This is a genomic window from Pectobacterium atrosepticum (assembly GCA_019056595.1).
Classification (GTDB): Bacteria; Pseudomonadota; Gammaproteobacteria; order Enterobacterales; family Enterobacteriaceae; genus Pectobacterium; species Pectobacterium atrosepticum.
Map to the genome: position 1 here is coordinate 2,728,316 of CP036163.1, position 25,630 is coordinate 2,753,945.

The 25,630-nt window shown below is 52.4% G+C and carries 24 protein-coding genes and 1 pseudogene; 6 read left to right on the forward strand and 19 right to left on the reverse strand.

What is annotated here, in order from left to right; all coding sequences use genetic code 11:
* Positions 1-7 precede the first annotated feature (7 nt).
* From ssuC to DCX48_13020, 3 genes are all read left to right on the forward strand, one after another.
* Positions 8-802, forward strand: coding sequence for an aliphatic sulfonate ABC transporter permease SsuC (ssuC, locus tag DCX48_13010; protein ID QXE15357.1), 795 nt, complete (start codon positions 8-10; stop codon positions 800-802).
* Positions 799-1,599 carry an aliphatic sulfonates ABC transporter ATP-binding protein gene (locus DCX48_13015; GenBank protein QXE15358.1) on the forward strand — a complete coding sequence of 267 codons (801 nt, stop codon included), beginning with the start codon at positions 799-801 and terminating at the stop codon, positions 1,597-1,599. The genes ssuC and DCX48_13015 overlap by 4 nt, the downstream gene beginning before the upstream one ends.
* A gap of 172 nt (positions 1,600-1,771) precedes the next feature.
* A complete protein-coding gene (locus DCX48_13020; GenBank protein QXE15359.1) occupies positions 1,772-2,029 on the forward strand; it encodes a DUF1471 domain-containing protein in 258 nt (85 codons plus the stop codon).
* Between the two features lie 104 nt (positions 2,030-2,133).
* Here the strand turns inward: DCX48_13020 and DCX48_13025 are convergent, their stop codons facing one another.
* The 5 genes from DCX48_13025 to DCX48_13045 all read right to left on the reverse strand — a co-directional run bounded on the left by DCX48_13025 (position 2,134) and on the right by DCX48_13045 (position 7,235).
* A complete protein-coding gene (locus DCX48_13025) occupies positions 2,134-3,423 on the reverse strand; it encodes an MFS transporter (protein ID QXE15360.1) in 1,290 nt (429 codons plus the stop codon).
* A gap of 474 nt (positions 3,424-3,897) precedes the next feature.
* Positions 3,898-5,046 (reverse strand): galactonate dehydratase, encoded by a 1,149-nt coding sequence (gene dgoD / locus DCX48_13030; protein ID QXE15361.1) that lies wholly within the window; start codon positions 5,044-5,046, stop codon positions 3,898-3,900.
* The gene (locus DCX48_13035; protein QXE15362.1) at positions 5,043-5,660 is read right to left on the reverse strand and encodes a 2-dehydro-3-deoxy-6-phosphogalactonate aldolase; all 618 of its coding nucleotides are present in this window, start codon (positions 5,658-5,660) and stop codon (positions 5,043-5,045) included. The genes dgoD and DCX48_13035 overlap by 4 nt, the downstream gene beginning before the upstream one ends.
* Positions 5,644-6,540: a 2-dehydro-3-deoxygalactonokinase gene (locus DCX48_13040; protein ID QXE15363.1), complete on the reverse strand. Its 897-nt coding sequence runs from the start codon at positions 6,538-6,540 to the stop codon at positions 5,644-5,646. The genes DCX48_13035 and DCX48_13040 overlap by 17 nt, the downstream gene beginning before the upstream one ends.
* A complete protein-coding gene (locus DCX48_13045) occupies positions 6,537-7,235 on the reverse strand; it encodes a FadR family transcriptional regulator (protein QXE17236.1) in 699 nt (232 codons plus the stop codon). Before DCX48_13045 ends, DCX48_13040 begins: the two co-directional genes overlap by 4 nt.
* A gap of 406 nt (positions 7,236-7,641) precedes the next feature.
* On the opposite strand from DCX48_13045, the gene DCX48_13050 reads away from it, so the two are divergent.
* Both DCX48_13050 and DCX48_13055 read left to right on the forward strand, forming a co-directional pair.
* On the forward strand, positions 7,642-8,013 hold the full coding sequence (locus DCX48_13050; GenBank protein ID QXE15364.1) for a type II toxin-antitoxin system RelE/ParE family toxin: 372 nt from the start codon (positions 7,642-7,644) through the stop codon (positions 8,011-8,013).
* The gene (locus tag DCX48_13055; GenBank protein QXE15365.1) at positions 8,000-8,299 is read left to right on the forward strand and encodes a helix-turn-helix domain-containing protein; all 300 of its coding nucleotides are present in this window, start codon (positions 8,000-8,002) and stop codon (positions 8,297-8,299) included. The genes DCX48_13050 and DCX48_13055 overlap by 14 nt, the downstream gene beginning before the upstream one ends.
* Positions 8,300-8,336: 37 nt before the next feature.
* On the opposite strand, the gene DCX48_13060 is transcribed toward DCX48_13055, so the two are convergent.
* From DCX48_13060 to DCX48_13090, 7 genes are all read right to left on the reverse strand, one after another.
* A complete protein-coding gene (locus DCX48_13060; protein QXE15366.1) occupies positions 8,337-10,136 on the reverse strand; it encodes an ABC transporter ATP-binding protein in 1,800 nt (599 codons plus the stop codon).
* A 39-nt stretch (positions 10,137-10,175) separates the two neighbouring features.
* On the reverse strand, positions 10,176-11,084 hold the full coding sequence (locus DCX48_13065; protein ID QXE15367.1) for an ABC transporter permease: 909 nt from the start codon (positions 11,082-11,084) through the stop codon (positions 10,176-10,178).
* Positions 11,081-12,058 carry an ABC transporter permease gene (locus tag DCX48_13070; protein QXE15368.1) on the reverse strand — a complete coding sequence of 326 codons (978 nt, stop codon included), beginning with the start codon at positions 12,056-12,058 and terminating at the stop codon, positions 11,081-11,083. The genes DCX48_13065 and DCX48_13070 overlap by 4 nt, the downstream gene beginning before the upstream one ends.
* On the reverse strand, positions 12,058-13,029 hold the full coding sequence (locus tag DCX48_13075; GenBank protein ID QXE15369.1) for a nucleoside hydrolase: 972 nt from the start codon (positions 13,027-13,029) through the stop codon (positions 12,058-12,060). Before DCX48_13075 ends, DCX48_13070 begins: the two co-directional genes overlap by 1 nt.
* Before the next feature lies 1 nt (position 13,030).
* Complete coding sequence (locus DCX48_13080; protein ID QXE15370.1) at positions 13,031-13,984, reverse strand: nucleoside hydrolase; 954 nt, start codon at positions 13,982-13,984, stop codon at positions 13,031-13,033.
* Positions 13,985-14,086: 102 nt separating this feature from the next.
* Positions 14,087-14,971 (reverse strand): dihydrodipicolinate synthase family protein, encoded by an 885-nt coding sequence (locus DCX48_13085; GenBank protein QXE15371.1) that lies wholly within the window; start codon positions 14,969-14,971, stop codon positions 14,087-14,089.
* Positions 14,972-15,039: 68 nt separating this feature from the next.
* Positions 15,040-16,590: an ABC transporter substrate-binding protein gene (locus DCX48_13090; protein ID QXE15372.1), complete on the reverse strand. Its 1,551-nt coding sequence runs from the start codon at positions 16,588-16,590 to the stop codon at positions 15,040-15,042.
* A gap of 142 nt (positions 16,591-16,732) precedes the next feature.
* Between DCX48_13090 and DCX48_13095 the strand changes: the two genes are divergently transcribed.
* Positions 16,733-17,629, forward strand: coding sequence for a LysR family transcriptional regulator (locus DCX48_13095; GenBank protein ID QXE15373.1), 897 nt, complete (start codon positions 16,733-16,735; stop codon positions 17,627-17,629).
* A gap of 145 nt (positions 17,630-17,774) precedes the next feature.
* Here the strand turns inward: DCX48_13095 and DCX48_13100 are convergent, their stop codons facing one another.
* The 7 genes and pseudogenes from DCX48_13100 to DCX48_13130 form a co-directional block, all read right to left on the reverse strand.
* Positions 17,775-18,590 (reverse strand): sugar-phosphatase, encoded by an 816-nt coding sequence (locus DCX48_13100; GenBank protein QXE15374.1) that lies wholly within the window; start codon positions 18,588-18,590, stop codon positions 17,775-17,777.
* Between the two features lie 399 nt (positions 18,591-18,989).
* A pseudogene (locus tag DCX48_13105) lies at positions 18,990-19,178 on the reverse strand (IS256 family transposase).
* A gap of 37 nt (positions 19,179-19,215) precedes the next feature.
* On the reverse strand, positions 19,216-19,926 hold the full coding sequence (locus DCX48_13110; protein ID QXE17237.1) for a DUF2931 family protein: 711 nt from the start codon (positions 19,924-19,926) through the stop codon (positions 19,216-19,218).
* Positions 19,926-21,920 carry a DUF2235 domain-containing protein gene (locus tag DCX48_13115; GenBank protein ID QXE15375.1) on the reverse strand — a complete coding sequence of 665 codons (1,995 nt, stop codon included), beginning with the start codon at positions 21,918-21,920 and terminating at the stop codon, positions 19,926-19,928. Before DCX48_13115 ends, DCX48_13110 begins: the two co-directional genes overlap by 1 nt.
* Positions 21,921-22,520: 600 nt before the next feature.
* Positions 22,521-23,963 (reverse strand): 6-phospho-beta-glucosidase, encoded by a 1,443-nt coding sequence (locus tag DCX48_13120; GenBank protein QXE15376.1) that lies wholly within the window; start codon positions 23,961-23,963, stop codon positions 22,521-22,523.
* 12 nt (positions 23,964-23,975) lie between these two features.
* Complete coding sequence (locus tag DCX48_13125) at positions 23,976-24,323, reverse strand: PTS lactose/cellobiose transporter subunit IIA (protein QXE17238.1); 348 nt, start codon at positions 24,321-24,323, stop codon at positions 23,976-23,978.
* On the reverse strand, positions 24,313-25,626 hold the full coding sequence (locus tag DCX48_13130) for a PTS sugar transporter subunit IIC (protein QXE15377.1): 1,314 nt from the start codon (positions 25,624-25,626) through the stop codon (positions 24,313-24,315). The genes DCX48_13125 and DCX48_13130 overlap by 11 nt, the downstream gene beginning before the upstream one ends.
* Positions 25,627-25,630 lie beyond the last annotated feature (4 nt).

Below are 25,630 nucleotides of genomic sequence, written 5' to 3' on the forward strand. Positions count from 1 at the left end.
ACCGATCATGGCAAGAACGTTCTCTTCACTGGCACAGCGGTTGGCACCTTTTCTGCTCCCCGTGACGCTGCTGGTCGCGTGGCAGATCTCCGTCGAGTTCGGCTGGCTATCCAATCGGATTCTGCCTGCGCCCAGTTCGGTGATTACCGCAGGGTGGTCGCTCATCTATAGCGGTGAGCTTTGGCAGCATCTGGCTATCAGCGGCTGGCGCGCGCTGATCGGGTTTGCTATTGGCGGCAGTATCGGATTGGTGCTCGGCTTTATCACTGGGCTGTCACGCTGGGGAGAGCGCTTGCTGGACAGTTCAGTGCAGATGATTCGCAACGTTCCTCATCTGGCACTGATTCCGTTGGTGATTCTGTGGTTTGGCATTGATGAGGCGGCCAAAATCTTTCTGGTCGCGCTGGGTACGCTGTTCCCAGTTTATCTCAACACCTACCACGGCATTAAAAATATCGATCGCGGCCTGCTGGAAATGGCACGCAGTTACGGGCTGTCCGGCATTAGCCTGTTCTATCAGGTGGTACTGCCCGGCGCGCTGCCGTCCATCATGGTCGGCATCCGTTTTGCGCTGGGCTTTATGTGGCTGACGCTGATCGTCGCGGAAACCATTTCTGCCAACTCCGGCATTGGCTACCTCGCTATGAATGCCCGCGAGTTCCTGCAAACGGACGTGGTAGTGGTTGCCATCATCCTTTACGCCCTGCTCGGCAAGCTAGCCGATGTCAGCGCTCAGGGGCTGGAGCGCATTTGGCTGCGCTGGAATCCGGCTTATCAAACCTCATCGGGGGACGCATCATGACCGCTTTTACCGATTCTGCAACGCACACGCATTCGCCGTCACCGCTCACCAAAGGGGCGCCGCTGGCGTTGGATGCCATCACCAAGCACTACGGCCACCGTACCGTGCTGAATGACGTGCAGTTACGCATTCCTTCTGGGCAATTTGTGGCCATCGTCGGTCGCAGCGGCTGTGGCAAAAGCACGTTGCTGCGCCTGCTCGCCGGGCTGGAAGCGGCCAGCAGCGGCGAACTACTGACCGGCACCGCACCGCTCAGCAGCGCGAAAGACGACACGAGGCTGATGTTTCAGGAAGCGCGACTCCTGCCGTGGAAAAAGGTGATCGATAATGTCGGGCTGGGGCTGCGCGGCAACTGGCGTGAGAAAGCGCAGGATGCGCTGACCTCTGTCGGGCTGGCGGATCGCGCTAACGACTGGCCAGCAGCGTTGTCCGGTGGTCAGAAACAGCGCGTCGCGCTGGCACGTGCGCTCATTCACCATCCGCGCTTATTGTTACTGGATGAACCGCTGGGCGCGCTGGATGCCTTGACCCGCATCGAGATGCAAGGCCTGATCGAAAATATCTGGCTCCAGCACGGATTCACCGTACTGCTGGTCACGCACGATGTCTCCGAAGCCATTGCGCTGGCCGACAGGGTTATTCTGATCGAAGAAGGACGCGTGGGGCTGGATATCACGGTTGATTTGCCACGACCACGACGCCGTGGATCGGCGAAGCTAGCGGAACTGGAAGCCCGCGTGCTGGAGCGCGTACTGGCTCCGACCTCATCGCCCTTACCTCAGCAGGCGGCGATATAACCTTCATTCTGGCGAGCGAGACTGTGCATCTTATCGCCAGAATTAACATCAAAAATATTGACAAATATTCTCAAAACACTCCGTTTTATCTCCTCAAAGTATCAGCGTAGTATCCTCTTCATCGAAAGGGAATAACCTTTCACTCCAAACAACATTGAATAGGATACATCACATGAAAAACGTAAAATTCTTCGCCGCTGCTGTCGTACTTTCTACTCTGTCTTTCGGTGCCTTCGCAGCGGATCAAGTGTCTTCACAACAGGCACAGAGTTTGGAGAAAGTCGGCGTAATCACCGCGACTGCACACAGCTTGGATTCACTGCAAGCACAGTTAGCTCAGAAAGCAGAAAAAGCAGGTGCGGGTGCCTTCACCATCACGTCTGCAACAGGTGACAACCAACTGCGCGGCACCGCCGTTATCTACAAATAATGTCTGTCGATAGACAATCAAAAAATTAAACGGACTTTCCTCACCCAAGAGGAAAGTCCGTTTTTTTATGGCTTTTTACCTGAGCTCTAAAGCGCCCAGATGAATTACCCTACACGCTTCACTTCGCCCACCAGCAAGATGTAAGACAGTGCGCCGACCAGCGCCACGCCAGCAATGTAGGTCAGTGCGGGAGCAAAACCGTAATCCTGCGCCAGATAGCCAATGATCAATGGCACCGTGATACCGCCCAAGCCACCGACAAAGTTGAATACCCCGCCCGTCAGGCCAATCAGACGAATGGGAGCCAGTGACGACACCAGCGACCAGGTGATGGATGCAAAGCCATTGCCAAAGAACGCCACAGCCATCAGGGTCATAATCCATACCGGATCGTTCGTGTAGTTCGCTCCCATGATGCAGGTTGAAATCAACAGGCCACAGATAATCGGCGTTTTACGTGCCAGACCAATCGATTTTCCGCTACGCACCAGACGGTCCGCTACAAATCCAGACAGCAGTACGCCAACAAACGCCGCCAGGAAAGGTACCGTCGTCATAAAGCCAGCGGTCAGTGCGCTAATATGTTTTTCTTGCGTCAGGTAGTTAGGGAACCACGTCAGGAAGAACCACAGCGTAGAGGTCACGGCAAACTGCCCGATATATACGCCCACCAGTTTGCGGTTGAACACCAGTTTCCAGTCAGCCGCCGTCAATGGCGTGCGTGTTTTTTTGTCGCTCGGCGCATCACCATCGACAATACCGCCGCCCTCGGCAATGTAATCCAGCTCAGCCTGATTGATACCTTTACTTTTCTTCGGTGGCTGATAAACAAAATGCCAGATAGTTGCCCAAACAATACCGATACCACCAGTGACAATGAACACCCAGTGCCAACTCAAAATTTCCTGCAACCAGATGAGCAATGGCGTAAGGAATGCCAGACCAACAAACTGCCCTGACGTATAAAATCCAACGGCAGAAGCACGTTCTTGCTCAGGGAACCAGCTGGTCACCATACGGTTATTCGTCGGAAACGCAGGCGCTTCAAACAGCCCGGTCACGGCGCGTAAACCAATCAACGATGCCAGACCTGTAGCGAAACCTTGCAGTAACGTGGCAATTGACCATCCCATGATGGCAATAAAATAGGTGGCCTTTGAACCGACGCGGTCAAGGAACCAGCCACCGGGTATTTGGCATAACGTATAAGTCCAGGCAAACGCGGAAAAGATATAGCCCATTTGTGTTTTTGTAATGCCGAACTCTTCCTGAATATGTGCCGACGCCACAGCCAGGTTGGCCCGATCCACGTAGCAGATGACGACAGTAATAAAAATCATCAGCAAGGTGAAATAACGCCGTTTTGTAGGACGGGTAGTTAATGTCATATCCATCTTATGTTCCTGTTATTTATTAAACGGACAGTCATAACCGTCATACTTCAAGTTGCATGTGCGTTGGCTTCGCTTAGTCACCCGAATCACTTACTTGAGTAAGCTCATCGGGACTCCCTCACTTGCCGCCTTCCTGAAACTCGAATTATTTAGGGTATACATTTGTTGCCCGCTATTTTTAATGTTCAACAACACCAGCAGTTGGTATGCTTTATTTTTTCTAATGAAATAAATAACCGCGCACGCTCACTATATTTCCCTATTTATAATGGCGTTTTATTTTGAAATCCCGGTGGTGGCGTACTCATGATAAGTGGAAGATTACATTCCCCGACCCAGAAAAAATAAACAGTAATCCCTCACGAAATAATCGATTTCGTGATAATCCATGACTGTTCTATTCCATTGTGCCGGGGAAATGCGTTATGTATTACCGGTTATTAAACACCCATGCAGCTTGAGGTATGACGGGTCTTACCACTCGGCGACAGCACCGTCAGGATAACGCCACACCGGATTACGCCAGTCTGGCGCATTTTTACTACGTTCGATAACCAGCTCTTCATTAATTTCCACGCCGAGGCCCGGTTTATTTAATGGATAGAAATGGCCGTCAGTCATAGTAAAGTCTTCTTTATTAATGACGTAGTCCAACAGCTCGGCACCTTTATTATAATGAATGCCCATACTTTGCTCCTGCAATACGGCATTACGCGCAACAAAGTCGAGATGCAAACAGGAAGCCAGTGCAATTGGACCTAATGGACAGTGTGGTGCCAGCGCAACATCATAGGCTTCCGCCATTGCAGCAATTTTAAAGCACTCGGTAATACCGCCCGCGTGCGACAGGTCAGGCTGAATAATTGCCAGTCCGCCGTCAGCCAGTACGCGTTTGAAATCAAAGCGTGAGAACATGCGCTCGCCCGCTGCAATCGGCAGGTGAGTTTGTGCAGCCAGACGAGGATAGTATTCCGCCTGTTCAGCCAGCACCGGCTCTTCAATAAACAGCGGACGGTACGGCTCCAACTCTTTGATCAGGATTTTCGCCATCGGCGCATCGACACGACCGTGGAAATCCAGACCGAACTCGATGCTGTTACCAAAGGCTTCGCGGATTTCAGCAACCACGGCCACCGCCGCATCTACTTTGCGCGAGTTATCAATGATGCCCATCTCTTCACAGCCGTTCAGCTTGAAGGTATCAAAGCCAATTTCGGTCAGCTTCTTGATGCCCGCAATCACTTCGGAAGGACGATCGCCGCCAACCCAGCTGTAGGCCTTGATCTTATCGCGTACCAGCCCGCCCAATAACTGATAAACCGGTACACCCAGCGCCTTGCCTTTGATGTCCCACAATGCCTGATCAATACCGGCAATGGCGCTCATCAGGATCGGGCCGCCGCGGTAGAAGCCCGCGCGGTAAAGCACCTGCCAGATATCGTTGATACGTGCCGGGTCTTGCCCAATCAGATAGTCAGACAGCTCGTGAACGGCAGCTTCAACGGTGCGTGCGCGGCCTTCGATAACCGGTTCGCCCCAGCCGACAATCCCTTCATCGGTTTCAATCTTCAGAAACATCCAGCGTGGCGGCAGCCGATACGTGGTGATTTTGGTAATTTTCATTGAACAGCATCCTTATAGGCGTTAACAAATGCATGTGCTTTTTGTGCAGTAACCTCAACCGACTGACCGGCTCGATACAGATCGCTGCCTAACCCGGCACCGATGCAGCCCGCACTAAGATAATCCTTCAGGTTTTCTGGCGTGACGCCACCGACGGCAAAGACGGGAACGTCCTTTGGCAATACTGCTTTCAGCGCCTTGATGTAGTCCGGCCCAAACGCCGATGACGGGAAAATTTTCAGAGATTGCGCACCCGCATCCAGCGCCGTGAAGGCTTCCGTCGCGGTGGCACAGCCTGGGCACACCGTCATGCCGTAACCCACCGCTCGACGAATCACCTCGGGAGAGATATTAGGGGTGACCACTAACTTGCTGCCAATTTCCTGTAACTTGTCGACATATTCGGCTTTCAGCACCGTCCCTGCGCCAATCAGGGCGCGATCGCCAAAATGTTCCACGGCCAGTTGAATACTGTCATACGGGTTCGGCGAATTCAGCGGGATCTCTACCGCATCAAATCCGGCATCCAGTAGCGCTGCGATATGTTCCAGCACCTCATCCGGCGTGATACCGCGCAGAATCGCAATTAAGGGAAGATTAGTATTCCAACTCATTAACAATGCTCCTTATTCCTGCCTGAAAAGCCCGATCGCCGTCCAGCTGCTGCCAGCGCAATCCAGCTTGTTGTAATGCTTTTTCGTAGCGCGCCGTCAGCGCAGGGGAGCCGATTAATGTAATGGTGTCTCCCGCCGCCACCTGATAGTGGCGCTGCATTTGTGAGACTTCGTTGCCAATCAGCAACCCAGACAGCCAGTCGCTAACGGTGCTTTTATCCAGACGCCCCAGCACATGCGCCGCGCGGGTTTCAAACAGGCAGCGGATAATGTTGTCATCGGCAAAGCCCAGTTCCAGCCCTTGCAGGAAAGCATCGGGAGACGGCTGCTGTTCAGTCAGCCCCACGCCGATTAACGACTGCGTCATCAGCAGGTGGTGCAGTTCACCAGTCATCACCGTGCGGAAATCCAGCACGGTGCTGTCATCGGCCCGCACCCATTTCGAGTGGGTTCCCGGCATCAAATACAGAGAGGAAGGACATTCGCTATATGCGCCAATCAACTGGGTTTCTTCACCACGAATCACATTGCAGTTATCGTCCTGCGCAATGCTCAACCCCGGCACAATCCAGGCGGCTAGCGGCTGGGCTTCTTCCACGCGCGTCAGCCGATGGGCGACTTCAGTCAGACGGGTTGGACATGCCAGATAAGGCACGGAAAGCCAGCCCGCATTGCTGCCGATCATGCCCGCCATCACGACAGGCACATTGTGCTGCTGCCACGGCGCAACGATCTGCTGAAAAACCTGCTGCGGCGTCTGGTCGTTCAAACGCGTCACACCCGCTTCAGATTTCACGCTGTCGATACAAACGCCATCCAGATACAGCCACGCCCGTAGGTTGGTCGAACCCCAGTCAACGGCGATATAGCTTTCACTCATGTAATGTCCTTTAACCGTTTGGTCGAGCTGGCAATCATGGTCAACGCCGCCCGCTCTGCTGCTTCAATATCCTGATGCCGAATGGCATCGTAGAGATCCTGATGCTCACGCAATGTCCGTGGCATGTTGTCGTCGTCTGGCATATAGGTGCGTTCAAACACCGCACGCTGCAACGAACTGATCGCCACACTCAACTGCTGTAGCACCGGATTGTGCACCGCCGCCAACACCGCCTCATGAAAACGAATATCCGCTTCATTGAACGCATCACGATTCTGATGGTTGGAAATCATGTCGTTCAGCGCCGCTTCAATCACCGCCAGCTCGCTTGAAGTCGCGCGTTCTGCGGCCCAGCGAGCAATCGTCGGCTCCACCAGATTACGCACCTCGCTCATCGCACTGATCAGACGTGGGTCGTAGTCGCTTGCCAGAACCCATTGCAGAACGTCGGTATCCAGGTAATTCCACTGATTACGCGCAGCCACGAACGCGCCGCGATACCGTTTCACTTCCACCAGCCTTTTCGCCATCAGCGCTCTGAACACTTCACGAATGATGTTGCGCGAGGTCTGAAATTCTTCACACAGCTCAGCTTCTGCGGGTAACGGCGTGCCCGGAGCGTATTTTCCACCAACGATCTGTTGGCCAATATCCAGAATGATGCGGTCGGTTTTGCTTAATTCCTGCTTATTCATCATCACCTCAACGAGACAAAACGGATTGATATCACTGCACTTACTTTACCCGCCATGCCGCCTGACGTCGTCGAACTGTTGCACAATAACCGCATCATTCCCTCTTTTCTTGGCTTAATTGTAGTACCATTAATATATGTTGTACTACAATCTGGATCACAAAACGGACAATAAATACAATTTGGCAACATCATGTGTTACCGGACTTCAACATCCAGAGGAATTGAGCGTGCGAGGTGGGATTCAGGGTAATGCTGTTTACGTGATGTCATACGGCTAATGCTGATTTTATAATATGAGTCTACTCGCTTAGTCATATTTCCATTATTGCTAGCTAGGAACGCTTGCCAATATAGCTTGTAGGTTATATTGTATTTATAGTGTGTAGGACAGGGAGGCTTACCGATTGGCATGGAAAATAGTAACACGGGATCTATTCGATACTTGGTTTGATGAGCAAACCGAAGCGGTACAGGAAGAGGTTTTGGCACACCTCGCAATACTCGAAGAGGATGGCCCACAGCTAGGACGACCACAGGTTGATCAGATTAAAGGTTCAAAATACAAAAATATGAAGGAGCTGCGGGTTCAGGTTGGAGGCCACCCATTCCGAACATTCTTCGCGTTTGACCGGACACGTAAAGCGATTGTTTTATGTGCAGGAGATAAGAAAGGCGAGGATGAAAAATTGTTCTACGAACGTATGATTAAGATCGCAGACGCTGAGTTTACATCGCATCTGATATCACCGGAGGTAAAAGAAGATGGCGACGCTTAAAGAAATGATGGCTAAACGTTCACCGGAGAGCCGTGCCCGTATTGAGGCGCGCACGGCTGAGATCCGCCAGGAAATCACTTTAGCGAAACTACGCGAAGAACTGAAAATGTCGCAGACGCAGCTTGCAGCAGCATTGGGGGTCAAGCAGCCATCTATTGTTAAGATGGAAAAGGTTGAAAATGACCCAAAACTGTCAACGCTGAAACGCTATGTAACTGCCCTAGGCGGTAAGCTTACGCTAGATGTGACCCTACCTAATGGTAAGCGTATCGCGCTTACGTTGTAATTAAGCCGAACTGGGTTTTCAGTAAACGCGATTCGTTTCACTCCAGTACAAAATGTCCCTCTCCGACCTGCTTATAGCGACGTACGGGAGGATGGAAATCAGGTGCGCGTACCGGGCTGCGCAGTTCATCATTGGTGATATTACGCACCGGACGGGTGTCCGGGTCAGGCACAGGCACCGCAGAAATCAGACGCCGGGTGTAGTCATGCTGCGGATTGTCGAAGATCGCCGAACGTGGGCCGATCTCCACAATTTCGCCGAGATACATCACCGCTACACGGTGGCTGATACGTTCGACAACCGCCATATCGTGCGAGATAAACAGGAATGACAGCCCGAGCTTCTGCTGGAGATCCAGCATCAGATTGATCACCTGCGCCTTGACGGACACATCCAACGCCGACACCGATTCATCGGCAATAATCACTTTCGGCTCCAGCGCCAGTGCGCGGGCAATACATACGCGCTGCCGCTGCCCACCAGAGAACTGATGCGGGAAACGCGTAGCCATATCGCCGGATAAACCCACCTGTTCCAACAGAGCACTGACTCTTGCATTCACATTCTGTCGGGTCGCCAGCCCGTGCAGCAACATGGGTTCGGCAATCGCTTCCCCTACCCGCATGCGCGGGTTCAGGCTTTCATACGGGTCCTGAAACACCATCTGAATCTGCCGCCGTGAATCGATCAGCTCACGCTTATCCGCCGTCAGGATATTTTTTCCCAGAAGCTGAATATCGCCGCTAACGGCGTCGTTGAGACGAATAATCGACCGACCGGTGGTGGATTTACCACAGCCCGATTCGCCAACCAGCGCGAGCGTTTCTCCCGGCCAAAGATCGAACGAAACATTCTCCACCGCATGAACCCGCCCAGACAGCCGACGGAAAAACCCTGATCGGATATCAAATCGGGTGACCAGATTTTTTACCGTCAGCACCGGTTCCTCGCCCGACACCGTATTCACCGCATCCGGCACTGGCTGGCGCTCGCCTGTCTTGAGATCCACTAGCGGAAAGCGCTGCGGCCATGCGCTGCCGGACATCGAGCCAAGCTTGGGCACGGCAGACAGCAGCATGCGGGTATAGGGCTGTTGCGGATGATGAAAGATTTCCCGCGTGACGGCATTTTCTACCATTTCGCCTTGATACATCACCAGCGTGCGGTCAGAGACTTCCGCCACCACGCCCATATCGTGGGTAATAAACAGCACCGACATCCCTTCTTCTTCCTGAAGGGTTTTTATCAGCGTCAGAATTTGTGCCTGAATGGTGACATCCAGCGCCGTTGTCGGTTCGTCGGCGATCAACAGCTTCGGGTGACAGGCCAGCGCAATCGCAATCACCACGCGCTGGCGCATCCCGCCGGAGAAACTTTGCGGATATTCGTTCAGCCGTGATTTGGCCGCCGGAATGCGTACTTTTTCCAGCAGTCGTATCGCTTCGGCGCGTGCTTCGGCTTTCCCCATGCCGCGATGACGGCGCAGCACTTCCGTAATCTGGTAGCCAATCGGCAAGACCGGATTCAGGCTGGTCATCGGCTCCTGAAAAATCATGCCAATGCGGTTGCCGCGCACATCCTGCATCGCTTTATTGGGAAGCGACAACAGTTCAGTGTCGCCGAAATAAATCTGCCCCTCAGTCCGACTTTGGCCGGGTGGCAGCAAGCGCATGATCGATTTCGCCATCACGCTTTTTCCTGAGCCGGATTCCCCCACCACGGCGACCGTTTCTTTCTCGCCAATCGTGAAGGATAAATCCCGCACCACATTCATCCACTCGCCGTTCACCTGAAAGGCAGTGGTCAGATGCGAAACGGACATAATCGGCGCTGTCATGTGTTCGTTACCCCTTATTTCCATGGGCGTTCCCACTGATTAATTCCGTGGGTTGAGGATGTCGCGTAGCGCATCCCCCACCAGATTGATCGCCACAATCAGCAGCAACAGCGTCAGCCCCGGAAAGAAGCTGATCCAATAATCGCCCGACATCAGGTACTCAAAACCGTTTGAGATCAGCAGCCCCAGCGACGGCTCCGTCACAGGCAGCCCAATCCCCAGAAACGAGAGCGTGGCTTCTAACATGATGGCGTAAGCGATGCGCATCGTCGCGACGACGATCAGAGGTGCCAGACAGTTCGGTAAAATATGGCGAAACAGAATGCGGCGGTTGGACAACGCCATGCTGCGCGCGGCGTCCACATAGCTGCGGCGACGTTCCACCAGCGCCGAGCCGCGAATCGTCCGCGCGTAGTAAGCCCACTGGGTTACCACCAGCGCCATAATGATTTTATCGACCCCTTGCCCCAACACTGCCAACAGGATCAGGGCAATCAGGATGGGAGGGAAACTGAGTTGGATATCAACGATGCGCATGATCGTGGCATCCGTTTTTCCACCGACGTAGGCGCTAATCAGGCCCAGTGAGGCACCAATCAGCAGCGCAAACACCGCACTAGAGAAGCCGACTATCAGGCTGATGCGAGTGCCGTAAAGAATGGCGCTGAACAGGTCGCGCCCCTGATCGTCCGTCCCCAGCCAGTACGTCATGCCCGCCATACTGGAGGAACCCGGCACAAGCCGACCATCCATGATGTCGAGTTGCATCAGATCGTAGGGATTCTGCGGCGACAGAAGTGGGGCAAGCAGCGCCAGCAGCACAAAAATCGCCAACATAATCAGCCCACACAGCGCCAACCGATCGTTGATCAGCGCCATCACCACGCGCATCACTGGATGTACGGTTTTTTGCACGACGGCGGGCTGGTGTATCGTATTGCCTGTCATCCCTTGTCTCCTTCCAGCCGCACACGCGGATCGACCATGACATACAGCAAATCGACCAGCAGGTTAATCACGCTGAACATCACGACGGTAATCATCAGGTAAGCAAGGATGACCGGACGGTCGAGCACAGCAATCGAGTCGATAATCAGCTTGCCCATACCCGGCCAGGCGTAAATGGTTTCCGTGACGACGGCGAACGCGATCAGCGATCCCAGCTCCAGGCCCAGCACGGTAATTAAGGGAATCAGCGTGTTGCGCAGCACATGCACCAGCACGATACGGGTTTCTGACAGCCCCTTCGCGCGCGCAAACTGCACATAATCTTGTTGCAGGCATTCCATCACCCCCGCACGCATCAGGCGGATGACCAGCGAGATTTTAAACAGCGCGAGGTTAAACGCAGGCAGGAGAAGATGTTCGAGACCGTCACGAGTCAGAAAGCTGAACGGGATACCCAATAGCTCATGCGTATCGCCCCTGCCCGACGAGGGCAGCCAGCCTAGCTTTACGCTGAACAGCATGATCATCACCAGCCCAATCCAGAACGTGGGCAGGCTAAAGCCCAGAATGGAGAAGGTCATGATGGATTTGGACACCGCGCTGTCCGGCTTCAGGCCAGCGTAAATCCCCAGCGGGATACCAACAACCAGCGCCATGACGAACGCCACCATCGCCAGTTCGAGCGTTGCGGGCATCCGCTGAAAAATCAGCGTCAGTGCGGGTTGGTTAAAGATAAAAGACTTGCCCATATCGCCCTGAAAGGCGTTCCAGACAAACAGCCCATACTGTTCCCAGACGGGCTTATCCAGACCAAAGGACTGCATAACCGCCAGCCGTTCCGCTGGCGTGGCCGTCGCGCCCAACAGCATATCGACCGGGTTACCGACCAGATAGACACCCACAAACACCAGCACCGACATAACAGCAAGCGTCAGCAGCGTTTGTCCGATTCGGCTCAGCAGGTAGGCTATCATCAGCGCCCCCCTGAACCGTTTAATGTATCAACATCGTAGTGGCGCAGGCGGTCAGCAATCAGCCCAAGAAATCCCTGTTCGTCGATTTCCCGCATGACCAGCGCATTCGCTGGCTCACCCAGTTTGTGATAAAAATCGGCAAACACGTAACCTGCGGTCTTACCGGAAACTTCAACCCCGATACGCGCATATTTTGACTTGAACAATTCTGGCTTCAACAGCCACGCGATGACAGTCGCATCATGAATCGGTCCACCTTCGCGACCAAAGCGTTCTACCTCGTTGCGGTCAAACATGAGCAGCAGTGCCGCCATCGCTTTACCCGGCGCACCGCCGCTGCGTTCGATGGCATCAACCTGTTCCGTCTGAATCAGCGCCTGAAAGGTCACATCCAACGGCATGATGACAACGGGAACACCGGAGGAAAATACGATTTCCGCTGCATGCGGGTCGGCATAGACGTTAAAGTCAGCCCACGGCACGCGATTCCCCATCGCGGTAAAGGCTCCGCTCATGGAAACAATCTGTTTGATACCGCGTGCAACATCAGGGTGGAAGCACAGCGCCAACGCCAGATTCGTCATCGGCCCGAGTGAACAAATGGTGATCGGGTTATTGTCGGCAGCGGCCTGACGCGTCATCCGCACCAGAAAATCGACGGCGTGTTCCTGTTCCGGCGATAGCGTGCTCTGCGGCACCCACTCAGAGGAAAATTTGCCGATATGGGCGTATTTACCGAAAACCTGATCGCGAATGAGCGGACGCGAGGCACCAGCAAAAATGGGCACATCGGTTCTGCCCGTCAGCCCAACAACGTTGCAAGCATTCGGCAACGTCGCTTCAAGCGGCACATTACCTGCCACAACGGTAATGCCGAGCACGTCCAGTTCGGGCGACGCCAATGCCAGCCAGATGGCGATTGCATCGTCAACGCCGGGATCGGTATCAATAATAATGCGCTCTCGAACCATGTCAGACCCCCTCTCTGTAGCGGCTCAATAGGTCAGCAAACAGCTCGACAACCTGTTTGGCATCAACCCCTGTCACCACATCCACATTCGGCTGACGATCGGTTTTTCCATACCAGTCGGCAACGGTTTGCCCCATGCACAGCTCACTTTCCTGCTCAATGTAAACGCTGGCTTTTTCCGTCGTGAAACAGTGCGGCGCCAGAACCCAGGCAATGACCAACGGATCGTGTAGCGGACCACCGCGTGAACCGTAGCGACGGATATCATTACGATCCCAAAACGCCATCATTTCACCCAGCGGCGCGGAAATTCGCCCGGATAGCACAACGAAACGTGCCACTAATTCCGGTGTTAAAATCACCTGATGCGTAACATCCAGCGGCAGCGCAACAAGGGCAATCGACGAGTCAAACACCACCTTCGCGGCCTGCGGATCGGCAATCATATTGAATTCAGATGTCAGGCTACGGTTGCCCGCTTCCCGATACGCGCCGCCCATCATCACAATGCGCGCAATACCGTCGGCAATCTCGGGTGCCATACGCAGCGCCGTCGCCACATTGGTTAATGGCCCCAACGTACACAGCGTGATCGTCGTGCCGTCAGCTATCGCCTGCCGACACTGCTCAATAATAAAACTCACCGCATGCTGCGCTTCGGCCTGTTTTTGCGGTGCAGGTAGCACCGTCTGGCCCAGTCCGCTTTCGCCGTGAAACTGGCCATGAATGGGTTCGCGCAACAGCGGCCGATGGCAGCCAGCGAAAACAGGAATATCCATGCGCTGACCCAGCTCAACAATTTGCAGCGCATTACGCACCGTTTTTTCCAGCGACTGGTTACCGCACACCGTGCAGATGCCGCGAATATCCAACTCTGGCGCCACAAATGCACTTAATAACGCAATGGCGTCATCTATCCCCGGATCACAATCAATAATAATAGGTAACGCGCTCATCCCCTGATGATTCCTTTTCTCTTTTTAATAGGTACTGCCAAATTTCAAGGTGCAGAAAACCCCACACCTCTACAGCGTGAAAAATAACAAATCTGGTTTGCGTTAGAGGGAATCGACAGACGCTAAAACGTCAGCGATCTCCTTACGCGCCTTTTCATCCAACGGTTGCTGAGGCGGCAACGGGTCGCCTACGGCAAATCCCTGCAATTGCAGCGCCGCTTTAATACAGCCGGCAATGGAATAACGGGCAAAGATTTCATTGATACGCCACAGCGGACGCTGAAGCTCCATTGCTTTGTTCCAGTCACCCGCGCGGGCGGCTTCATACAAAGCAATACTCTGTTTGGGAACGATACACGCCGGGCCAGCCATCCAACCCACACCGCCAATCAGCATCACGCAGGCGGGAATATGCGCGGACGCGGAGAACACGTCCATCCGGCCACGGGTACGTTCAATGATGGACAGCAAACGCCCAGTATTCGTCGAGGCGTCTTTGATATAGCGGATATTACTGACATGACTCAAGCGTTCGATAACGGGCAAGCTCAAATCGGAGCGCTGGAACTGAGGATTGGTGTAAAGCACGACCGGTTTGCCCTGTGCGGCTTCGGCAATGGCGCGGAAATACTGTTCGACACCTTCGTCTTTCAGTGGAAAATAGGCTTCGAGTACCGCAAGAATGCCATCTGCACCGAGTTCAACGTAGCGTTTCGTTTGTTCAACGGCATCCTGAATCGTTGTGGAAGCGACACCGGCGATCACCGGCACACGGCCCGCCGTCGTCTCAATGACGGTTTTGACCACATCCAGACGCTGAGCCGCAGAGAGATAGGCAAATTCACCGGTGCTACCTAACGGCACGACGCCATGCACACCGCATTGAATCAGATGCTCAGTGAGTTGCGCCAGCACAGGCTTATCAACCTGACCATCGGGCCTGACGGGTGACACCAGATAGGGAAAAACACCGCTAAACGTATTCACACCGCTCTCCTTGTTATCGGTAATAAGGGGTGAAGCCTCACCCCTTTTGGATCATGACTGACAGGTAACTATTTCGCGGAACGGACGAAGTACGGCAGCGTGTAGGCATCGGAACGGCCCACATAGGTATACTGCTTTTTCATCGCCCAGGTGTTGGACAGGAACATCACCGGAATGACACCTAAATCGTTCATACCGATGTTCATCGCTTCTGCCAGCAACGCCTCACGCTTGGTTTCATCCAGCGTGACACGTGCCTCGTTCAGCGTTTTATCAAAGACAGGATTGGAATAGCGACCACGATTACCCTGTCCTGCATTGGGGCCAAAGGTTTCTAGCAATGGCCCCAATACTCCAGAAGCTTCCCCGGTTTCAATCGCGGCCCCGCCCATAATCAAACTGAATTCGAGACGGGACGCACGTGAGAAGTACACACTGCCGGGCATCGTAACCACTTCGGTTTTGATGCCGACGCGTGTGAACATTTGGCCAATGGCCTGAGCAATTTTAGAATCATTAGGATAACGATCGTTCGACGCGTGGAAGGTCAGCGTGAAGCCGTTGGGGTAACCCGCCGCCGCCAGTTCCTGTTTGGCTTTCTCCGGATTATAAACCGGCGCAGGAATGGAAGCGGAATACCCGAGATACCCCTTCGGTACAAGCTGAGAGGCGACAACAGCCTGCCCCTCCATCACACGGTCGACGATTGCCTGACGATTAAGAGCTAAAGACATCGCCTGGCGTACTTCTTTTTTTAGTAATGGGTTTTTACCATCAGGACCTTTAGCGAACGGTGATTCATCTCGCTGCTGGTCCATGTGAAGGTAAATAACACGATTCCCTGGTGTTGAAATCGTTTTTAACTGCTGATTTTTTTCAATATTACTGCTGTCGGCTGTTGGAACGTTTTCAATCATGTCCACATCACCGGACAATACTGCTGCTACACGTGCACTACTGTTTTTAAATACACGGACAGTAACGTTGTCCCACTCTGCTTTTCCTCCCCAGTAATCATCGTTACGACTAAGGACTACCCGGTCGTCCGGCACCCAGGAAACAAATTTGAATGGCCCTGTACCAATCACATCTTTTCCTGAATTCAACGTTTCCGTCGGGACGTTCTCAAGTCGGGCCGGTAAAATGGAAATCCGACTTAAATTATTCAGCAGCAGTGGCGAAGCCTCTTTTGTCTTTATCCGCACCGTTAGTGGATTAACTTCTATTACTTCAGCAATGTCGCTGACGTAAGGTGCGTAAGAACTAGGGCTGTTTTTTGATGCCAGCGCAACACGCTTAATGCTGGCAATCACATCTTTAGCCGTAAAATCACTGCCGTCGTGAAACTTAACGCCAGGACGCAATACAAACTCCCACGTCTTGTCGTCAATCACTTTCCAACTGGTTGCCAGGGCAGGTGCAATCTGCTGTTTTTCATCCTGTACAACCAAACCGTCAAAAATATTGCGCGCCATTGCGCTATTCGCCCCACTCACATAAAACTGCGGATCCATTGATGTGGTGGAGGAAGCCAAACCTATATTCAGGTCCGCGCTATAAACCAAAGGTGAAGATGAAAATAAAACCGTAAACAATAACGCTAGCGTTGATTTCTTCATTCACTAACCCTCTATTCCATGATTGAGTACTGATGAAGTGTATTAAATCTTATGATTGTGAGTCTATGCGCTAGATTGGATAATGAAAAATTGCATTTTGTGTTAAATTGATAACTAAATGTTATGTTTTAAGGTGGCTAGCATGCGTATCAATCCCCGTCAGGTTGAAGCCTTCCATAAAGTCATCCTTACCGGTGGCATCACTGCTGCTGCCAACATGATGTTCATCACCCAGCCTGCGGTCAGTCGCCTCATTAAGGACTTTGAAGACGCGCTGAATCTTAAGCTGTTTGATAGGGACGGGCGCGGCCTGGTTCCACGCGCCGAGGCAATGAAGCTATATCGGGAAGTGGAGCGCCTTTATTTAGGGTTAGATCATATCGGGCTGATTGCCGATGAAATTCGCCACGCCAAGGGCAGCGTACTGCGCATCGCCGCCGTTCAGGCGCTCTCGTTTCTTTGTTCAGATCAGGTTCTGCCTACCTTACTCAAGAAATACCCCGATCTTTCCCTGTTTTTAGACATCGAAAGCAGCAGCCGTATTACGGACGCGATTGCTGAAAATCACTATGACGTTGGTTTTATTTTTGGCCAGCCGGGCATCAAAGGGCTGGAAGCCGAACCACTGGCAGACGCCAGTGCTGTCGCGGTGTTAGCGATGGATCATCCCCTTGCAACGGCGGATGAAATTACACTCGCCGATCTGGCCAGCACTCGCGCTATTCTGCCCGGCAGAACCACACCGCTGCGGGCGCAGATCGATATTTCCACCAGAAAAGAGCAAATCTATCTGCACAACCCTATCGAAACCTCGATGGTTAACTGCTGTGTACTGGCTTCAAGAAACGTTGGCATTGGCGTGGTGGATTTTATTACTGCTCTGAACAGCCCTTCTCCGGTTATCGTTAAGCCTTTCAATCCTGATATAAAAATGGCGTATTGCGCGGTCTACCCACCTCAAATCCCCCGCAGCCAAGTGGTTAATCACATCACTCAGGTTATGAAAGAAAAAATAGCGGATAGTCTGGAATTAAAATAACTTCCAGCCGAAGCCTTTATTTTTATTAATATATTTATTGAATAATAAATGTCAGGAAATAGATTTATTTAAAATAAATAGCAAGGTTATTAATTTATATAAAAATAGCCATCGATGATGGCTATTCGGCTTTATCTATAAATAATCAGGCATTCAGCACGAATTTCTCGATCGCATAAGCGACGCCGTCTTCCATGTTGGTTTTGGTGACGAACTGGCTGGCTTCTTTCACTTCATCAATGGCGTTACCCATCGCAACGCCGATTCCCGCATAGCGAATCATCGCCAGATCGTTCTGCTGGTCGCCCAGCGTCATGACGCTTTCGCGTGGAATGTTGAGGTGCTCCGCCAGCATTTTTACGCCTTCACCTTTGTTCACACGCTTATCCAGAATTTCCAGATAGTATTCGGCGCTCTTCATGATGGTGTAGCGTTCAAAGGCTTCCGGTGGCAGCTGACTGATGGCGCGATCCAAGATCTCTGGCTCATCAATCATCATCACTTTCGGAAACGTCAGGCTGCGATCCATTTCTTCTACCGCACGATACTTCAACGGCATCCCGGTCAGGTGAGATTCATGAATGGTGTAAGGACTGATGTCTTTATTGGCGGTATAGACGAAATTGAAGTCCAGCGCGTGGAAATGGACGCCTAATTTGCAGGCCAGCGCTTCGAAATAGAGATAATCGTCGAAGCTCAGCGCGGTTTGCGCCACACAGTCACCGTTGACCGTACGCTGAACCAGCGCACCGTTGTTAGTGATGCAGTAACAGCCTTCCTGCTGCAAATCCAGTTCCATCAAGTAGCGTTCGACGCCGATGTAGGGCCGACCAGTTGCCAGCACGACCTGCACGCCTTTCTCTCTGGCAGCAGCAATCGCAGCCTTTACCGCAGGTGAAATTTGATTTTGGGGCGTCAGTAACGTCCCGTCCATATCAATAGCGATCAGTTTTACAGACATAGTTTTTCCAGCATCAAGTTATCTGTTTTCATGCTAACGCGATTCAGCGATGAAGTCGTTAGTGAAATACGGCAGGGTGACAGGCGTATGACATATATACCCTAAATAATTCGAGTTTCAGGAAGGCGGCGAATGAGAGAATCCCGATGAGCTTACTCAAGTAAGTGATTCGGGTGACCGAATGAAGCCAACGCACATGCAACTTGAAGTATGACGGGTATAACGTAAAAAGCCGTGCGGTTGAACACGGCTTAGACCATTAACAAATCTACTTATTGAGCGAAAACGGTGGTCATGGGATAGAAGAGTAAAGCGTCCGCGCCAGGGACAAAAGCGTCAGGAACGCTTTTGAACGTCGCTTGCAGGGAGCGTTCAGAATTCTGTGTCACGGTAAAATCATTACAGCGTAATCACGTTATTCAGTCGCCCGTCAAAGTAAATGGCTAACTGCAACAATGTTAAATTCCGGTTCTGAAGCGGCATTGTCCACTTCTCCTGCGCATCCATAAGCCCCAGATAAAGCAGTTTTAGCAGGCTGTTTTCGTTCGAGAAGGTTCCTTTGGTTTTCGTCAGCTTGCGGAACCGCCGGAGCCCATCACCCAATTTGTTACACCGCCAGAGCACATTATTTCATCGGCTGCTGGTCCGTTTTAGGCTGCTTGGCGCGGTAGGCATCCATGATCGGCGCCCAGTCCATTCCCAATGGGATAGGGTGTTGCTTAAACAACTCGCCGTATTTTTTGTCAAAGTCTTGGAGCGTCACAGTGTATTGGCTCACACCAATTGGGAATTTTTTATCATACCAATTGTCTGTGACTTCTTCGGCGATGCCACGGGCAAGCAACAGATCTGGGCTAACGCCAAGCCCCCGTCCCATCAAGACCACTTCATAATAGCCGCCTGGGGCCAGACCAAAATACAAACGTTCGCGGCGATCGTAGCGCCCCTGAACTTGATAAACTGCTCTCATTCTCCGTTCTAAATCCGCAGGTAAATCAACCTTGATTCGGTAACGCTTGCGATCGTAGAGGGACACCATCTCTATCGAAGCCCTATCAGGGACGGGAACACCATCGGTAGGTAACCCCCCGCCCCCTGCCCAGTAATAACGCCTGCCTGTGATTCTGTCACTCAGAAGTCCACCCGCCCCACCGCCCGCTTCACGATCGGCGTAAATGAGTTTCCCATCACGATAAAACTCCGTTTGCGTATTGTTAGTGATATCAATGTTGCTGCCCGTGCCATATCGCCATGAAAAAGCCGATTTTGTGGGTGACGTCGCACAGGCGGCTAATGAAACACAAAGTCCCAGTAACACCATTAGTTGTCTATACATCATGCTTCCTCATTGCCTATTACGTGCCGCCGCTCTTTACTCTCGGTAGTTTCAAATTTGCTGGTATTGGCCGGGCTGGCGATGCCCTGATTGCTGGCGCTGTGGTGCACATAGTCACGACGTAATGCCCGATGAACCTCCGCGGAGAGTTGCTGGCTCTGGTTTTTCACCACCCCCTGTTCGGTAGCCGCCAACACCCAGAGCTCATCCAATTTAGCCAGATTGACCACCGGCAATTTGACGGCTCCAGACTCAAGCCTATGCCCATTTATTGTTGGATCCCACACTTTAAACGGCACCCCGGCGGCTAGTCCCGCTTCTACCATCATGTGCAGCGGAATGCGCGAATATTCCCCCTCCACCACGCGGCTCATTACCACCTCCACATACACGGCCTTTTTCGGCCACGAATCATCTTTGCCACGCCGTCGGATAAACGAATAGGGGATCAAACTGATCGCCCCCACGGGTGGCGTGGCAGTGCGCAGCAAATGCGGATGAAGACGTCCGACCCAGCCCTGCGCAATTTTTTCCTCGGCATAGGCGCGGGCCTGACGATAAGCGCGGCTTTCTGTATCCGGCATGGAGCTCTCTTCTTCACTCATAAAGCGCTCCAGTTCGAGGCACTCGGTCAGCGCTGGGTCGCTATTGGGGTTGCGCAGGCTCCAGCGACTGTAATAGCCGCCGCCAAGATCCGAATGTGCACCTGGTAGAGCCAGTTCGGTGAAGTGTGGTGGGATGCTGGTGCCTATCGGAGTGGGAGTGACGCGCGTTAAGGGAAAGTGTTTCCGCACCTCATCCAGCGCTGTCAGATGCACCAGTCGCTCGACGCTATCCGCATGTAAACGGATGTTCACACTCGGATGGTAGGATGAGGCGACCGTATCAAAAATCCCGACAAACGTGATACGTACATCGTCCCGCCTGGCCCAGTCAAACCCAGCCTTAAGGCGAATAGTGGGAGTATTAGCCACAGCCTGCACCAGCGGATGATCGGCTTTTTGGTCGATGACATTCACAAAATGGCGTGCCGCCGCCGCCCCGCGGCTAAAGCCAAACACATCGAACATAATGCGGTGAATGCAGTCAATGTTGGGTAATACGTTCTTCAGGTCATCATCAATCGCTTGTGTGATCGCTTGTTCACAAGCCAGGTTAACCTTACCAACGATTGAGGAATCTTCACCACTAAAGTCGACATCCAGCGCTTTGGTTAACATATCGTCTGGTTGATATTCCAGCCCCTCTTTTCCTGCAACCGGATCTCGAGTGCCAATGCCGCTGATATAGCTATGGGCGACCAGCGGGCCAGCAGTCAGATCGTATTGGTTAAATAGTTTACCCACATTAGTAATATCGTTCGCCGCACTGTCACTCACCGGAAGCCGCCCCATCTGGCAGCCACGCAGCTCTTTCTCCCGCTGCGCCGGATCGGAGCAGGTTTCAGCCAGCCATTGCTCCACTTTTTTAAGACCAGATTCGGCATTATAAGTGTTATTTCCCGTGCCATCGAAGAATACACCGATGCGCAATACGTTGATCTGGTAGCCTTTTACCTCGATAACGTAGGAATGTTTGGTAAAGAAACGGACGCTACCGGCTTTTCCTTCCTGATGCGCCTCTGGCAACGGTTGCTCAGGTGCGGTCAGGCACAGGTCACCGGTGGTCGCCTTGATATGTTCACGTGGCGTTTCATCATACCCAACCTTTTCTGCTACATAGGCAGGGACGGCACTTTGCCCGTTCTTCAATACTTCACGCGATTGCGCCGCCTTAAGCCAGGGAAGCGTCTCTAGCTTGACGGCTATCGGGCCAACGGCAAAACCGTGTACTAACACACGCCCTTCTTTGAGAGTGACCGTTTCGGATTTGCCGGTATCGTCGGTCAGTGTCGCTTTCAGCCCCTTGAACGAACGATTGTGTTCATCACGAACCTCAATCTCTATCCAATTATCGTAGTGTTCACAGGGAATACAGTAGGGATCTGCTGCCATTAATCTACTCCTATACTCAGGTTGAGGTCTGAGTCTGCTCACACCACAATCCATGTTGGCTAAAGCGCCGTGCTGATAAAAATGTAGAAAACACCGGCTGGTCAGGGGTTAGACGTTAACCGTAATGTGTTCATGCCAGGCGGTTGGTTGGGCATAGAGCTGGGAGGGTAGGCAGAATGATGAAAACGTTCCATGTGGCATCCTTGACGATATTTCTTGTGAGAAAGACAGTACGTGTAAAGGATAGCAAGGTAAGCTGAGAGCCAATGGCACAAAGAAAGGGCTAAAAGTAAGCAAACCAATTGATTATCATCATAATTATTTTAATTAATTCAATATGCTATCTAACCATGTGGATATCTCAGAAGGCTAATTCCGTCTTTGCTCACGTGGCGGGTTCGATGTGACGCCAGAGTGATAGCTGGCAACAGTACAAATCCCCAATGAACTGGGGATCTGAGTATTAAGAGGCAGGTTAAGGGGGATCGCCGATGTGCGCAAGCCGAGCGCACAGGGATGTTTACAGCGTCTTTACGATCTCCGCTCTACGGGCTTTGTCAGCAATCTCGGCTCTGTGAAAAATGTTTCCTACAATCGCAGTTATAGCTCGGCGCCGTTGCTGGAGATCACCTTCTTGTACCAGTCAAAGCTCTTTTTCTTCGAGCGATTGAACGTGCCGGTGCCGTCGTCGTGTTTATCCACGTAGATGAAACCGTAGCGTTTGCTGTACTGGCCGGTGGTAAACGACACGCAGTCGATGCAGCCCCACGGCGTGTAACCCATCAGTTCCACGCCATCTTCCACAACGGCTTTCTTCATCTGCTCAATGTGTGCTTTGAGATAGTCGATGCGGTAGTCGTCATTAATGCTGCCATCCACTTCCACCTTATCCACCGCACCAAAGCCGTTTTCGACGATGAACATCGGTTTCTGATAGCGCTCGTAGAAGCTGTTCAGCGTATAGCGCAGGCCAACCGGGTCGATCTGCCAGCCCCATTCTGATGCCTTCACATGCGGGTTTTTCACGCCACCGTCAAACCCAACGATGACATCTTCGGTTTTCCGGCCTTTTGCCGCATACTGCACCGCATTGCTCATGTAGTAGCTGAAGCCCAGATAATCCGTACAGCCTTCACGCAGTGTCTGTTCATCTTCCGGCTGCATATCAATGTGATAGCCCTTTCTCGCCCACTCGTTCAGGATGTAGGACGGATAATAACCCCGCAGTTGTACGTCACCGAACAGATGGTGTTGACGCATCCCTTCCTGTGCAAACATCACGTCATCTGGGTGGCATGACCACGGATAGAGCGGTACCAGCGCCAGCATGCAGCCAATTTTGAAATCTGGGTTAATGTCATGACCCAGCTTCACCACTTTCGCACTGGCGACAAACTGGTGGTGCAGCGTCTGGTACAGCGCCTGCTCCGGCTTGTCGTGATCGGTAAAAATCACGCCGGAACAGCAGTAGCCAAACAGCGGATACTGCCAGTTGCGCTGGTTGTTGATCTCATTGAAGGTCATCCAGTATTTCACTTTGGACTGATAACGCTTCATGACCACTTCGCTGTAGCGGACAAAGAAATCCACTACTTTGCGGTTGAACCAACCGCCGTACTGCTTAACCAAGTGATGTGGCATCTCAAAGTGAGACAGCGTAATCACTGGCTCAATGTTGTACTTCAGCAGCTCATCGAATAGGTCGTCATAGAATTGCAGACCTGCCTCATTCGGCTCCAGTTCATCACCATTGGGGAAAATACGCGTCCAGGCAATCGAGGTGCGGAAGCATTTGAAGCCCATTTCGGCGAACAGGGCGATATCCTGCTTATAGTGGGAATAGAACTCCACCGCCTGATGGTTTGGATAACTGACACCAGGCTGTACACCATCGGTAATCACACGGTCAACGCCGTGTGCACCGCCAGACAGGACATCGCAAATGCTCACGCCTTTGCCACCTTGATCCCAACCACCTTCAACTTGATGCGCCGCTACCGCGCCGCCCCACAGAAAGTCTTTCGGTAATTGTTCAATAGACATCTTATTTCCTTCTCATTTCAGGTTTACATGTTGTTTCAGGGAGGATATTTCCCGATGCAGTTGAATCAGTTCCTCAACCAGTTCACGGCATAACATCGCGTTCATCAGGTGATCTTGCGCATGAACCAGAATCAAGTTGACCTGGATTTTTCCGCTACCCTCATCGGCACCGATCAAGGCCGTCTGAATTTGATGAGCTTTGCGCGCCGCCACAGAAGCCGCATTCAGCAGTTCCTCGGCCTTGTCCCAGTCGTATTTTCTGGCAGCGCTCAGTGCTTCCATCGAGCTGGAGCGCGCCTCCCCCGCATAGATAATCAGTTCCATCACTGTAGTTTCATCAAGAATGGTTTCATCGAGCATCACTTACCGCCTCCTCTGCTGTACCGACTTCCTGTGCAATCAGCTGACGTTCATACATTTTGAAGAAGGGGTAATAGATTAAGGACGACACGATAATCAGTATCCCCACCAGCACCACCGCCCGCCAGTCCCATCCCGTAGACCAGGCTGCGCCAATCGGACCCGGCGTAGTCCAGGGCGCAAGAGAGATCACGCGGTGTACCAAATCGGTTTTTAACGCGATATAAGCAAGGGTGGCGTTCACCAATGGCGCGGTGATAAACGGGATAAACAACAGCGGGTTCATTACGATGGGTGAACCAAAAATCACCGGCTCGTTGATGTTGAACATGCTCGGCACCACGGCCAGCTTGCCGATGGAGCGCAAATGGGCAGAACGGCTGCGCAGATAGAGAAAGACCAACCCCATGGTCGCCCCCGATCCCCCCACCGTAATGAAGAATTGCCAGAAGGGTTCAATGAAGATTTTGGTGATCGGTGCGCCTGCGTTAAACGCTTCCTGATTGATCCCTAAGTTGGTCAGCCAGAACGCCTGCAAAATACCGCCGACAATAACCGCGCCGTGAATCCCGGCAAACCACAGCAGGTGACAGAGCAATACCGCGATCAGAATGGCAGGGAGCGAGTCAGATGCTGAGATAATCGGCGCAAACATCGCCATGATCGCCTGCGGTAACAGCATGCCGAACTGGCTCTGTATAAACAGGCTAAGCGGGAAAAGCGTCAGGAAGATGGCAAGAATCGGGATCAGTAAATCGAAAGACTGGCGAATTTTCGGCGGCACCTGTTCCGGCAGGCGGATACCAATATTGCGCTTCTGCAAAAAATGCATCAGCTCCGTCGAATAGATGGCCACGATAATCGCGGTAAAAATCCCCTCACCACCCAGCGACCCGACTGGCAGGCTTTTGTCGATTTGCGGCGCGGCCACCACCATAAACGACATCAGCGCCAGACTGGCAGCCATAAAACCGTTCATTTTATAGCTCTGTGCCAGGTTATAAGCGATGGCGCTGGTGATATACACCGCCATAATGCCCATCGTCATATTGTAGGGCATCATGATCTGTTCGCCGTGGCGTTCCACCATTCCCAACCACCACTGCGCGAAAGCCCATTCACTTTTCGGGCTAAAAGGCGGATGGGCGAATAACATCATAAAAGAGCCGACAATTAAAAAGGGCATGGATGCAATGAACCCATCCTTAATTGCCACAACATGGCGCTGGCTGGAGAGCTTTGCCGCAATCGGGCTAATACGGTTTTCGATAACGCTGAATAATGACTCACTTAATTTACTCATTATT